Below are 12,712 nucleotides of genomic sequence, written 5' to 3'. Positions count from 1 at the left end.
GCGATGCGCGTCCGGTCCCAGGTGGCCGGCATGCCGTGGCGGGAGCTGGAGGCTTCCGCACCGCAACCCCGGCGGCGCCCTGCCGGTCGGCGGTGCAGGTGCCCGGGCGCCGCATGCATGCACCGCACAGGCCGGCCCATCGCGTTGACGCGGCCGGGGCCATGGCCCGGTAAATTCCGGTTCCCATCCCGCCGCCTTCCCGGGTGCCATGCCGGTGCACAGGAAGCCCTCTCCAGCGATCGAACAGGTGCCGGGGCACCCAGGCCGCATCCGCGTCCGGGACGCGACGGCACCGGCGATCCGTCGCGGGACGCTGCTGCTGGCCGCAGTGCTGGCCGGCTGCGTGGCCACGCCCCGCGAACCTTCCGCTGCCGCCGCAGCGGCTGGTCCACGCACGCAGCAGGAGGCCGCCGCGCTTGCCCGCCGCGCCGCGCGCGAGCCGGACCCGTCGATCCGCACGCGCCTGTGGCTGGACTGCGCGTCCGCGGCCCATGCCGCGCTGGACGGGGAGGTGGCCCTGCCGGATGCGGGAATCGCACTGGCGGACCATTGTTCGACGCGGGCGCTGCTGGACCTGTTCCGCCGCCATCCCGGCGGATGGCAACCCGGGCGGCGGCGCATCGCCGGACGCGAGCTGGAGTTACGGATCGAAGGTGCCAGCCCGATGGCCCGCGGTGCCTATACGATCACCCCGGCGCAGGATGTCCCGGTGCCGCCGGGCTGGGACTTCCGCCAGCCCGGCTTCGGCCTGCCACTGGTGCTGCGCGCCGACCGCTGCACCGATGCGCCCGATTGTGCGCTGTACACGCCGGAAGGGATCTACCGCTGGGCCACCGCCTGGATCGAGCATGGCGACGACGTCCCCGTCGTGCGCATCGTCGACCCGGTGGCGACGCCGTCGACCACCGTGGGCGGGCGCGGGATGCGGCTCTCGTTCGATGCGTTCTCGTCCTACTGGAAGGGCGCGATGGCCTCGCGCCTTCCGCGGCTGGGCGTCTACGGGCTGCTCGGAGGCGATGGCATCGGCCGGCGCGCGGGCGCCTACCTGCTCACGGACTACGACCCGCGCAAGACGCCGGTGGTGATGGTGCACGGGCTGGGCAGCCACCCGATCATCTGGGCCGAACTGTCCGGCGCGATCTGGGCCGATCCGGTGCTGCGCGACAGCTACCAGGTCATCCACGTCGTATTCCAGACCAACGCCCCGCTGCTGGTGTCCAGGCAACGCGTCCGCACGTACCTGGACCGGATGTGGGAACTGCTCGACCCGGAAGGCGACGACCCGGCGCGCGGGAAGATGGTGCTGGTCGGCCACAGCCTGGGTGGAGTGGTCGCGCGCCTGCTCGCGGTCGACAGCGGACGGGTGCTGTGGGATGCGGCGTTCACCGTCGCCCCCGGGCAGCTCCACGGGGCGGCGGAGGACGTGGCGGCGATCCAGGACATCTTCCTGTTCGATCCGTATCCGGGGGTCTGCGCGGTGGTCATGCTCGCCGCTCCGCACAAGGGCAGCCCGGCCGCATCGGGCTTCGCCGGGCGACTGGCCCGGGCGCTGGTGGCCCGCCGCGCACCGGAGATCCAGGCGCTCAAGGAGGTGACGCTGGCCCACCCGGAGGACGTGCGCGAGGAGGTGCGCGACAGCTACCGCTTCGCCCGGCTCGACAGCATCTGGACCCTGCGCGCGCCGCAACCGGTGCGGCGGGCCGGCGAATCGCTGCTGCCGGCGCCGGGCATCCGCTACCACACCATCGCCGGCGACCTCCACGGGCAGGGCGGTGACGGCCTGGTACCGCTGGAAAGCGCCCTGCTGCCGGGCGCACGCTCGACCCTGGTGGTGGACCAGGGGCACACGCTCTACCGCGATCCGGTGGTCATCGGCCGCGTGCTGGAGATCCTGCGCGAGGAACGCGGGCTGCCGTGCGCGGGCGCGGCCGATCCGGGGAACACGGCGGATGCGGGGGATGCCGCCCGGGACATGCCGGACTAGCGGGACTTCAGTCGCGCAGGACCGCCAGCGCCAGCGCCTCCAGGCGCTGCATGTCCAGCACTTCCACGTCGCGCAGCTTGATGTGCACCAGCCCGTCCTGCTCGAAGCGGCGCAGCACGCGGCTGACCGTCTCCGGGGCCAGGCGCAGGTAGTTGGCGATGTCGGTGCGCGACATGGTCAGCTGGAAGCGGCGCGGCGAGAAGCCGCGCGCGGCCAGCCGCCGCGACAGCCCGATCAGGAACGCGGCCATGCGCTCGTCGGCGGTGTTGTCGCGGGCGAACAGCGAGGCCACGCCGATGTCGCGGCTCATCAGCCGGAACAGGTGTTGCTGCAGGTTGGGCAGGCGCTGGGCCAGCAGCGCGATCTTCGGGAACGAGAACCGGCACAGCATCACCGTGTCCAGCGCCACCGCGTTGCAGGGATAGCGGTCGTCGTGGATGGCGTTGAGGCCGATCACCTCGCCGGGCAGGTGGAAGCCCAGCACCTGCTCGTGGCCGTTGCGGTCGACCTGGTAGGTCTTCACCGTGCCGGCGCGGACCGCGGCGATGGCGCCGAACGGATCGCCCTCGCGGAACACGTGCTCGCCCGGGTGCAGCGGGCCGACGTGCTCCACCAGCACGTGCAGGTCCATCAGCGCGGCCTTGTCCATGCCCTCGGACATGCAGGCCTGGGAGAAGGCGCAGGTGGAGCAGAAGGTCAGCGCGTCGCCGTCGTCGGCCATCACGGCCGGGCCGCTGCGCGGGAAGACCACGCCGGGACCGCTCATGCGCGCGCCCTCCCGCGGTTCAGACGGTGCGCGAGTACAGGGGGGCGGAGCCCCCGGCGGCGGTGAGGTAGCGGTCGAAGCACATGGCGATGATACGCAGCAGCAGGCGTCCGCGCATCGTCGCCCTCAGCCCGGACCCGTCGACCTCCACCAGGCCGTCGGCCTGCAGCGGCCGCAGCCGCGCCAGGGCGTCGGCGAAGTACTCGCGGAAATCGATCACGTGGCGGCGGCCGATGGCGTCGAAATCCAGCCGCCCGTGGCACATCAGCTGCTGGATCACGTCGGCGCGGACCACGTCGTCCTCGTCCATGCGCATGCCGCGCCACACCGGCAGGCGGCCCTCGTCGATCGCCTGCTCCCAGCCGGCGATGTCGCGCGGGTTCTGGCTGAAGCTGGCGCCGATGTGGCTGATCGCGCTCACGCCCAGGCCCACCAGGTCGCTCTCGGCATGGGTGGTGTAGCCCATGAAGTTGCGGTGCAGGCCGCCTTCGCGCTGGGCGCGGGCCAGCTCGTCGGTCGGCAGGGCGAAGTGGTCCATGCCGATGTATTCGTAGCCGGCCTGGCCCAGTTTCTCGATCGCCAGGCGCAGCAGGTCCAGCTTCTGCTCCGGGCTCGGCAGGTCCTCGGCGCGGATCCGCTGCTGCGGGCGGAAGATGCTCGGCAGGTGCGCGTAGCCGTAGATCGCCAGCCGGTCCGGGCGCGCCTGCAGGGTGATGTCCAGGGTGCGCGAGAAGCCCTCCAGGGTCTGCTTCGGCAGGCCGTAAATCAGGTCCACGTTGACCGAACGGAAGCCGTGCGCGCGGCAGGCGTCGATGATGCCCAGGGTCTGGGCCACGCCCTGCACGCGGTTGACCGCCTCCTGCACCGCCGGATCGAAGTCCTGCACGCCCAGGCTGGCGCGGTTGAAGCCGGCCGCGGCCAGCTCGCCGACCTCGGCCGGGGTGATGAAGCGCGGGTCCAGCTCGATCGAGCAGTCCATGCGCGCGCCCGGGGCGAAGTGGAAGTGCCGGCGCAGCACGTCCATCACCTCGGCGATCTGCAGCGGGTCCAGGAAGTTGGGGGTGCCGCCGCCGAAATGCACCTGCTCCACGTCGCGGTCGCGGTCGAACAGTTCGGAGGCCATGCCGATCTCGCGGTACAGCCGGGTCAGGTACGCGGTGCCGCGCGCCTTGTCGCGGGTGATGATCCGGTTGCAGCCGCAATAGAAGCACGGACTGGTGCAGAACGGCACGTGCAGGTACAGGGAGATCGGCCGCGGGATCGGGTCGCCGTTGCTGGCGGCCGCCACCGCGCGCAGGTCCGCTTCGCCGAAGCCGGGGGTGAACTGCGGCGCGGTCGGGTAGGAGGTGTAGCGCGGGCCCGGCACGTCGTAGCGCCGCAGCAGCTCGGGATCGAACAGGGAGGACAGGCTGGCCATGGAGCGAGGCTAGGCCCGCCCGCGGTGCCTGTCCTTGATGCAGGTCAATGGCCGGCGTGCCGGCAGGGCCGCTTCAGCTTCGTGATGGCGGCCCGGCCCCGGGACCGCGTCCCCGGGCCGCACGGGGCCGGCACGCCCGGGCAGGCCTACTGCGCCGCCAGCGACATCCCGGCGCGGGGGTGGGCCTGCAGGAATTCCAGGTCCGCCGGCACCACGAAGCCGGCGCGGTGCAGCGCGTGCAGCAGCTGCTCGGCGCCTTCCGGATCGGTGGCGGCGATCCCGGAGAGGATGTCGCGGGCGCAGGTGGCCTCGGCGATGTACAGCGAGGCCTCGTTGATGTCGTCCGGCAGGCGCGCGATCAGCAGGGTTTCCAGCTCGGCCATGTAGCCGTGCAGGCGCATGTGGTCGGCCGACACCGCGGCATCGATCGCCGCGTCGCGGGCGTTGAACAGGGAGATCACCGCCGGGTGCGAGGCCGGGTACTGCGGCCCGAACAGGTAGCGCCAGGTGGCTCGGGCGAAGAGGGCCACGCCCACGACGATGCCTGCCGCCAGGGCGAGCTTGCCCAGCGGGCCGAGCGGATCGGCCGGCGCGAGCGTGGGCATGGCCGCGGCAAGCGCGGCGGTAGCCGGGGTGGAGCGGCCTGGGGCCGCGGGGGTGCCTGGGGTATGGGGGCGCGGGGCGTTCATGGGGGATGTCTGGACCTGGGGGAGGGCGCGGCGGGCGGACGCGGGCGGGCGCCATGCCGGGGGGGCATGCCGCGAACGGAAACGGCGCAGCCGGTGGTGCGGCCCGGGAAGGCGGGCCGGCCTGGCGGCACCTGGCCGCAGCCGTTCGCGGCGGGGGACGCTGTCCCGCGACCTGTTTCCCTAACGGCCGCGGCAGCGCGGCGGTTGAGGGGCTGCACCGGCCCAGTTGCGCGATCAGTGACCGCTGCCGCGGTTTGCCGCCGGGGCCGCCGCGCGTGCCCGGCGCGACCGGTTCCCACAGCGGCGATGTTGCATGGCAACATCAGGCGCATCCCCCGCCGCCCCGTCCCGATGCCGCGCGTCCTCCTGGTCAACGACACGGACAAGCCGATCGCCGAGCTGCGGCAGGCGCTGGCCGATGCCGGCTGCGAGGTGCTGGAGCCGGTGGCCACTGCCGGCTTGCTGCGCGCGGTGCAGGAACAGCAGCCGGACGTGGTGATCCTGGACGTGGAATCGCCCTCGCGCGACACCCTCGAGCAGCTGGCGATGATCGACCGCCACGCGCCGCGCCCGGTGGTGGTGTTCTCCGCCGACGACGACGAGCGCCTGATCCGCCAGGCGCTTGGCGCCGGCGTGGCCGCCTACGTGGTCGACGGGCTGGCGCCCGGGCGGCTGGCCTCGATCCTGCGCGTGGCCATGGCCCGCTTCGAGCAGCAGGCGCATGTGCGCCAGCGCGTGGGCGAGCTGGAACAGCGGCTGCAGGACCGCAAGGACATCGAACGCGCCAAGGGCCTGCTGATCGACCGGCGCGGCATGAGCGAGGCCGAGGCCTACGCCACGCTGCGCCAGCAGGCGATGAAGCAGGGCCTCAAGCTCGCGGACGTGGCGCGCCGCATCCTGGCCATGGCCGACCTGCTGGGGTGAATGCATGAGCCAAGCCCGCGCCACCACCGCCTCCCTCCGCCCGCTCTACGTGGACGCGGTGGTCGCGCGCGGGGAAGTGGCGGCCGGGCAGCCGCTGCGTGCCGAGGCGCTGGGAACCGGCGAGCAGGACCTGGCGGCGATCCCCGACCTGTTGCTGTCGCCGGACCAGGCCGCCGGCTACCGCGCCCGGCGCACGCTGCGCGCGGGCCAGCCGTTGCGGCGTTCGCTGCTGCAGGGCGGCAGCGCGGTCGCCCGTGGCCAGCCGCTGCGGATCGTGGCGACGGGGCAGGGCTTCCAGACCGCGATTGCAGGCACCGCGCTGGAGGATGGCGGGGTAGGCGACAGCGTGCGCATCCGCAACACCAGCACAGGCAAGACCACCCGTGCCCGGGTCCTGGCCCCCGGCGTGGTCGGCCTGGAGGCGGAGGCGGCGCCATAGCGCGGCGCCGGACGGCGCGGCCAGGCGTGGCGATGGAAACAAAAAGCCCCGCGGATGCGGGGCTTTTGCGTTGCAGGCAATGGTGGCTACGGGTGGACTCGAACCACCGACCCCAGCATTATGAGTGCTGTGCTCTAACCGGCTGAGCTACGTAGCCGAAACCGCGGACCAGGCCGCGCTTCCCGCGCACGCGCCTGCAGGGCGGCGGGGAATTGCGAATTTTTCACGTTCCTGGCCGCGCTGTCAATCGCCGCTTGTCGCCCTGCCGGGGGCGTGGCATTGTCGGGGCAGTCGAATTTTCTGGAGTCCGCATCGTGATCGATCCGGACGGTTACAGGCCGAACGTCGGCATCGTGCTGATGCGCGACGATGGGCAGGTGTTCTGGGCGCGCCGGGTGCGCCGGGATGGCTGGCAGTTCCCGCAGGGCGGGATGCGCAGCGACGAAACCCCGGTCGAGGCCATGTACCGCGAGCTGTACGAGGAAACCGGCCTGTCCCCGGAGCATGTGGAACTGCTGGGCGCCACGCCCGGCTGGCTGCGCTACCGGCTGCCGGGGCGGGCGATCCGCCGTGGCGGGCCGGGGCCGGTGTGCATCGGGCAGAAGCAGGTCTGGTTCCTGCTGCGGCTGGTGGCCGACGAGTCACTGGTGCGCTTCGACGCCACCGACAGCCCCGAGTTCGACCACTGGCGCTGGGTCGACTTCTGGTACCCGGTCGAGCACGTGGTCACCTTCAAGCGCGGGGTCTATGCCCGCGCCCTGCGCCACCTGGCCCCGCTGGCCACCAGCGTGGGCGCCCAGCTGCGGCAGATGCCGGGGGTGGCGCAGCAGGCCTGGCTGCCGGGCAACAGCGCCGGCCACGACCGTCCGCGGCGGCGGCCGCGGCAGCCGCGGGGCGGGCGTTCATCCGCCTGAACCCTGGCAGGGGCCGCGGACGCGGATGCAATTGACAACGGTTCTCATTCATTGTGGAATGGATCCCGGTTCAGCCACATGAGACCGCCGTGTACGTCTGCATCTGCAATGGGGTTACCGACCGCCAGATCCGCGAGGCCGTCGAGGCCGGCTGCGAAAGCGTCGCCGAACTGACCATGCGTACCGGCTGCGGCGCGACCTGCGGCACCTGCCTGCCGCTGGCCGCCGACCTGGTGGCCGAATACCGGGCCCGCGCCCTGTCCCTGCCGCTGCTGCAGGCGGCCTGAGCCTCGCCGGCCCGCGGCCGGCGATGCACACGATTCGCGTTACCTCGCCGCCGCCCGCGGCGCGCTAGAGTGCGCCCATCCCCCGCGCAGGAGCGAACCCGATGAAAGGCGACGCGAAGGTCATCGAGTACCTCAACAAGGCCCTGTACAACGAGCTCACCGCGATCAACCAGTACTTCCTGCACGCCAAGATGCTGAAGAACTGGGGGCTCAAGGAGCTGGCCGAGCACGAGTACAAGGAATCGATCGAGGAGATGCACCACGCCGACTGGCTGGCCGAGCGCATCCTGTTCCTCGAGGGCCTGCCGAACTTCCAGGCGCTGGGCAAGCTGCGCATCGGCGAGGGCCCGCGCGAGGTGCTCGAGTGCGACCTGGCGCTGGAACTGGAAGGCATTCCGCTGCTGCGCGAAGCCATCGCCTACGCCGATTCGGTCGGCGACTACGTCAGCCGCCAGCTGTTCACGAAGATCCTCGACAACGAGGAGGAGCACGTGGACTGGCTCGAGACCCAGCTGGACCTGATCGCCCGCATCGGCGAGCAGAACTACCTGCTCAGCAAGCTCGAGGACTGACCCGGGGTCGCCAGCCAGGCCAGCAGCGCCTCGCGCGCGCGGCCGAATTCGGCGATCAGCAGCGCCGCGGCCACCGCCGGCCGCTCCAGGGTGCCGGTGCGCGCCGCGGTCTCGATCCGGCGCGCCACCGACGACAGCGCCAGCGCGCCGATGTTGGCGCTGGAGGACTTGAGCGCATGCGCGGCCTCGCGCATGGCCGGCAGGTCGGGCGTGGCCGAGGCCTGCTCCACCTGGCGCACCAGCCGCGGCGCATCCTCCAGGAACAGGCGCACGATCGCGGTGGCGTCGTCGCCGGCGATCGCGCGCAGCTCATCCAGCATTTCCATGTCCAGCACCGGGATCCCGGCATCCACGGCCGACAGGGCCGTGGCCTGGGCGCCGCTGGCGCGCGCCGCGGGGGCCGCCGGGCGGACCGGGGTGATTGCCGGCGTGGCCGGAGCCGTGGAAGACGGTGCAGGGTTCGCCGGAGCCATGGGGTGCGCAGGAGCCGCCGGCGTGGCCGCTCGGCTGGCGGCCGGCGCGGCGGGGGCGCCTGGCGCGGTCGGTGCAGTCGGCGCCGGGGCCGGGCGCGGCGGCGTCGCCGCAACCCGCGACGGCTGGGTTGCGGGAGGCATCAGCGGGGCCGCGGGCCGGGCCGGCGGCGTGGCCACGGCCGGAGCGGGGGCCGGGCGCGCCGGGCCAGGGGCGGGCGCGGCGCGCGGGACCGGGCCCGGGGCGGCAGCCGACGCGGGCGTCGCCGCCGGCGGGACGCTGGGTGCAGGCCGCGCCGGGGCCGCGGACGCCGCGGGCGCAGGCGCCTGGGCGGCGGCGGGCGCCGGGCGCAGCCAGCGCCGCAGGCAGGCATCGAGCTGCTCGCGCGCCACCGGTTTGGACAGGTAGTCGTCCATGCCCGCGTCCAGGCAGCGCTGGCGGTCGCCGGCCATGACGTTGGCGGTCATGGCCACGATCGGCAGGCGCCGGCCGCCGCGCACCGCTTCCTGCTCGCGCCAGCGCCGGGTGGCGCTGTAGCCGTCCAGCACCGGCATCTGGCAGTCCATGAAAACCAGGTCGTACTCGGCCGCGGCCAGGCGCGCCAGCGCGGCCTCGCCATTGGTCGCGGTGTCGCAGGCGTAGCCCAGCACCGACAGCAGCTTCTGCGCCACCAGCAGGTTGACGGGGTTGTCCTCCACCAGCAGCAGGCGCGCCGCATGCACCGGCGCCGGCCCGGCCGCCGGCGCGGGAGATGCAGGCGGGGCAGGGGGCGCAGCCGGGGTTTCCGGAGCCTGCGGTGCCGGGCCCGGCTCGGCACCGGCCAGCCCGCCGCCGGCCAGCGCGCCGGGGGTGCCGTCGTCGCCGCCCGGGGCGGTGTCGGCGGCCGTGCCCGCACCATCGCCCGCCGGTTCCTGCAGCGCGGCGCGCAGCTCGGCGTCCGCCGCCATCCGCGGCACCAGCTCGGCGCCCTCGCGCAGTTCCCCCGGCACCTCCGCGCCGTACAGCCACAGCAGGCGGATGCCGGCGTAGGCCGGGGTCCGGGCCAGCGCCCGGTACAGGGCGCGCGCGCTGTGGCGCAGGCCGTCGTGGTCGGCCAGGACCGCGACGTAGGCGCCGCGTGCCTGGCGCGGGAGGGCATCGCCGCGCAGCCGTTCCAGCGCTTCCTGCGGCGATTCGACCGCGTCCACGGCGTAGCCCCACGGTGGCAGCAGCAGGCCCATGCGCTGGCGCAGGCGCACGTCCGGGCTGACCACCAGCACCTGGCGCAGTTCTGCGCCACCGGTCTCGCCGCGCTGCAGGTCGCCGACCACCTTCAGCAGCGGGATCTCGAACCAGAAGGTGGAGCCGCGGCTGGGCTCGGATTCCACCCCGATGCGTCCGCCCATCAGGTCGACGATGCGCTTGCAGATGGCCAGGCCCAGGCCAGTGCCGCCGTACAGGCGGGTGGTGGAGGCGTCGGCCTGGCTGAAGGCACGGAACAGGCGCGCCTGGATGTCCGGGTCGATGCCGATGCCGGTGTCGCGCACCTCGAAGCGCAGCAGGTGCTGCGCCGGGGTCTCGCCCAGCCGGCGCACGGCCAGGGTGACCCCGCCGCGCTCGGTGAACTTGACCGCGTTGCCGACCAGGTTGCCCAGCACCTGGCGCAGCCGCACCGGGTCGCCGCGCACCGGCAGGCGCACGTTGGGGTCGATCTCCAGCTCCAGCCGCAGGCCCTTGTCCTCGGCCGGGCGGCGCATCAGCTGCAGCATCGCCTCCAGCGGCTCGCGCAGGTTGAAGGTGGTGATCTCCAGCTCAAGCCGGTTCGCCTCCAGCTTGGAGTAGTCGAGGATGTCGTCGACGATCCGCAGCAGCTGCAGCGAGGACTCGTGCGCGGTGCGCAGCATCTGCCGCTGGTCCTCGGCCAGGGTGCCGTGCCCGATCAGGTCCAGCATCGGGATGATGCCGTTGAGCGGGGTGCGGATCTCGTGGCTCATGGTGGCCAGGAACTCGCCCTTGGCCAGGGCCGCGGCCTCGGCCGCCTGCTTGGCCTGCAGCAGCTGCTGCTCGAGCTTGTCGTGGCGCTGCAGCTCGCGCTGCAGCTGGTTGCGCTCGTGCTCGGCGGTGGCCGCGCGCGCCAGCGCCGCGTCCAGCACCGCCGCGGCGCGGCGCGCGGTGAACAGGGCCACCAGCGCGGCCATGAACCCGGCGAGCACCAGCCCGCCGGCCAGCGCCAGCCAGGGCCCGGCCACGCCCGCCAGCGCCAGAGCCAGGACCAGCAGCGCCGCCGCCATCGCGCCTGCGGCGGCAGCCGGCCACGGGCTGCGGGAGGCCGGCGCGACCATGGCTAGAGCACCGCGTTCTGGAAGTCGAAGTCCAGCTCGCTGCCTACCGAGCTGACCAGGTTGCCCTGCACGAAGTCGATGCCGGCCATCCACATCGCCGCGGCGGCCTGCGGATCCTCGATCTGCTGGCCGACCACCAGCAGGCCGAAGCCATGGGCCTTGTCGATGGTGGCGCGCAGCTGGTCGCGCAGGCCCTGGTCGGTGTGCGCGCCGGCGAAGCGCCCGGCCATGCGCACGTAGCCCAGCGGCAGCTGGCCCAGCAGCGCCTCGGCCTCCGGGCCGGGCTCGTACTGGCTGAGGCAGAACTGCACGCCGGCCTCCACCAGGCGGCGGCAGACCGGGGCGAGGGCCACGCAGTGGACCAGGGCGTCGGCCAGGCGCAGGTCGATGATCACCGCGCCACCGTCGATGGCGCGCGCGCCGATCGCCTGCAGCAGCCAGTCGGCGTAGGCCTCGCGGGTGAGCGTGCGCGGCGACTGCGAGACGAACAGCTGCAGCGGGTTGCCCTCGCGCGCGCGGCGCGCGATCAGGTCCAGCGCGTGCTCCATCACCTGCTGGTCCAGGTCGGTGATGCGGCCGCTGGCCTCCGCCGTGGGCACCACCTGGCCGGCCGAAAGCACCGTGCCGTCGGCCTGGCGCAGGCGCATCAGCACCTGGTATCGGGCCTGTTCGCTGCCGGCCACCGCCACCACCGGCTGGTAGGCCAGTTCGATCTCGCCTTCCAGCAGGGCCAGCTGTTCCTGTGCCTCCTGGGTGCTGGGCGGCACGTAGCCGCACACGCCCTCCGGCAGCAGGCGCGCCTGCAGCGCGGCGCGCTCGGTCGCCTCCAGCGCGGCGGTGGCGTGCTCGAAGCCGCCGGGCAGGGCGGCGTGGCCGACCGCGCTGCGCAGCTGCAGCGGCTCGCCCTCGCGCACCTGGAAGGTTTCGGTGGCCAGGCGCGCGCGCATCTCCGCGGCGATCGCCTGCAGCTGGTCCGGGACCGCGTCGCGGACCAGCGCCAGGAAGCTGTTGTCGTTCAGGCGCGCCAGCGGCGCCGGCGCCACGATCAGCGCCAGGCGGCGGCCGGCCTCGGCCATCAGCCGCTCGAACGCGGCGTAGCCGAAGCGCTCGCGCAGGCTCAGCGCGCCGGCGACCTCGACGAAGAACAGGCCGGCGGTGGCGCCGGCGGCAAGCATCTCCTCCACCTGCTGCAGCAGCCAGCTGCGGGTGGCCAGGCCGGTGTCCGGGTGGCTGCGCAGGGTCGGCACCGCGATCGCCGGCGCGGCCGCGGCCTCGCGCTGCGCGCGCCGGCGCTGGATGCGGTTGGCCACCGCGGCGATCAGGTGGCGCGGACGCACCGGCTTGACCAGGCAATCGTCGGCGCCGGCTTCCAGCACCTCGAACTGCAGGTCCGGGTCCGGTTCGCCGGTGAGGAACACGATCGGCAGCAGCTGGCAGCCGGGCTGCTGGCGCACCAGGGTGGTCAGGCGGCGGCCGTCCACGCCCGGCAGGTGCAGGTCCATCAGGATCAGGTCCGGCTCGAACCGGGTGATCGCCTCGATCAGGCCCTCCGGCTGCATCAGCACCTCGGCCTGCATGCCGGCGCCGTGCAGCACGCTCTGCGCGAACAGCGCCTGCGGACGGTCGTCCTCGACCACCAGGATGCGGTACGGGGCCTCTTCGCCGGTGCTGAGCACCGGGGCCGGGGTCGGCACCGGGCCGGACGGGGCCACGGCGGCGGGCGGCGGCACCGCGGCGCCCACGCGCGCGGCGGGAGCGGCCGCGGCTTCGGCCGCCACGTCCGCGGCGTCGCGGGTCCAGCGGCGCCAGTAATGCGGTGGCGGGGTTTCGGCGCGTATGCGCTGGCGCGCCGCCGGGTCCTCCGGCGTGGGCGCAGGATCTCGTGCGGCCATCAATGGCTCCCCTATTGGGCCTGCATTATGTGACCA

11 protein-coding genes and 1 tRNA gene are annotated in these 12,712 nt (G+C 73.6%); 6 read left to right on the top strand and 6 right to left on the bottom strand.

Going from position 1 to position 12,712, the window contains the following annotated elements; genetic code table 11:
* Positions 1–247 precede the first annotated feature (247 nt).
* Positions 248–1,984 carry an alpha/beta hydrolase gene (locus EIM48_RS03165; protein ID WP_125111056.1) on the top strand — a complete coding sequence of 579 codons (1,737 nt, stop codon included), beginning with the start codon at positions 248–250 and terminating at the stop codon, positions 1,982–1,984.
* Between the two features lie 7 nt (positions 1,985–1,991).
* On the opposite strand, the gene EIM48_RS03160 is transcribed toward EIM48_RS03165, so the two are convergent.
* From EIM48_RS03160 to EIM48_RS03150, 3 genes are all read right to left on the bottom strand, one after another.
* On the bottom strand, positions 1,992–2,750 hold the full coding sequence (locus EIM48_RS03160) for a helix-turn-helix domain-containing protein (protein ID WP_051403606.1): 759 nt from the start codon (positions 2,748–2,750) through the stop codon (positions 1,992–1,994).
* Between the two features lie 19 nt (positions 2,751–2,769).
* Positions 2,770–4,167 carry an oxygen-independent coproporphyrinogen III oxidase gene (gene hemN / locus EIM48_RS03155; RefSeq protein WP_028914493.1) on the bottom strand — a complete coding sequence of 466 codons (1,398 nt, stop codon included), beginning with the start codon at positions 4,165–4,167 and terminating at the stop codon, positions 2,770–2,772.
* A 146-nt stretch (positions 4,168–4,313) separates the two neighbouring features.
* A complete protein-coding gene (locus EIM48_RS03150) occupies positions 4,314–4,772 on the bottom strand; it encodes a hypothetical protein (protein ID WP_125111055.1) in 459 nt (152 codons plus the stop codon).
* Positions 4,773–5,207: 435 nt separating this feature from the next.
* Here EIM48_RS03150 and EIM48_RS03145 point away from each other — a divergent pair, with 435 nt between their 5' ends.
* Together EIM48_RS03145 and flgA are read left to right on the top strand one after the other, a co-directional pair.
* Positions 5,208–5,780 (top strand): ANTAR domain-containing protein, encoded by a 573-nt coding sequence (locus EIM48_RS03145; protein WP_125111054.1) that lies wholly within the window; start codon positions 5,208–5,210, stop codon positions 5,778–5,780.
* A gap of 4 nt (positions 5,781–5,784) precedes the next feature.
* The gene (gene flgA / locus EIM48_RS03140) at positions 5,785–6,219 is read left to right on the top strand and encodes a flagellar basal body P-ring formation chaperone FlgA (protein ID WP_125111053.1); all 435 of its coding nucleotides are present in this window, start codon (positions 5,785–5,787) and stop codon (positions 6,217–6,219) included.
* A gap of 80 nt (positions 6,220–6,299) precedes the next feature.
* On the opposite strand, the gene EIM48_RS03135 is transcribed toward flgA, so the two are convergent.
* A tRNA-Met gene (locus EIM48_RS03135) sits at positions 6,300–6,376 on the bottom strand.
* Between the two features lie 157 nt (positions 6,377–6,533).
* Here EIM48_RS03135 and EIM48_RS03130 point away from each other — a divergent pair.
* The 3 genes from EIM48_RS03130 (at position 6,534) to bfr (ending at position 7,992) form a co-directional block, all read left to right on the top strand.
* A complete protein-coding gene (locus EIM48_RS03130; RefSeq protein ID WP_028914532.1) occupies positions 6,534–7,133 on the top strand; it encodes an RNA pyrophosphohydrolase in 600 nt (199 codons plus the stop codon).
* An 89-nt stretch (positions 7,134–7,222) separates the two neighbouring features.
* Positions 7,223–7,420, top strand: coding sequence for a (2Fe-2S)-binding protein (locus EIM48_RS03125; RefSeq protein ID WP_125075839.1), 198 nt, complete (start codon positions 7,223–7,225; stop codon positions 7,418–7,420).
* Between the two features lie 101 nt (positions 7,421–7,521).
* A complete protein-coding gene (gene bfr / locus EIM48_RS03120; RefSeq protein ID WP_028914533.1) occupies positions 7,522–7,992 on the top strand; it encodes a bacterioferritin in 471 nt (156 codons plus the stop codon).
* Here the strand turns inward: bfr and EIM48_RS03115 are convergent.
* Positions 7,965–10,733 (bottom strand): hybrid sensor histidine kinase/response regulator, encoded by a 2,769-nt coding sequence (locus EIM48_RS03115; RefSeq protein ID WP_125111052.1) that lies wholly within the window; start codon positions 10,731–10,733, stop codon positions 7,965–7,967. The genes bfr and EIM48_RS03115 overlap by 28 nt on opposite strands.
* 53 nt (positions 10,734–10,786) lie before the next feature.
* On the bottom strand, positions 10,787–12,676 hold the full coding sequence (locus tag EIM48_RS03110; protein WP_125111051.1) for an EAL domain-containing response regulator: 1,890 nt from the start codon (positions 12,674–12,676) through the stop codon (positions 10,787–10,789).
* Positions 12,677–12,712 lie beyond the last annotated feature (36 nt).

Source organism: Pseudoxanthomonas sp. SGNA-20, from assembly GCF_003931635.1.
Lineage (GTDB): Bacteria > Pseudomonadota > Gammaproteobacteria > Xanthomonadales > Xanthomonadaceae > Pseudoxanthomonas.
The sequence above is the reverse complement of the archived record's forward strand: the minus strand, read 5'-3'. Positions and strand labels throughout refer to the sequence as shown.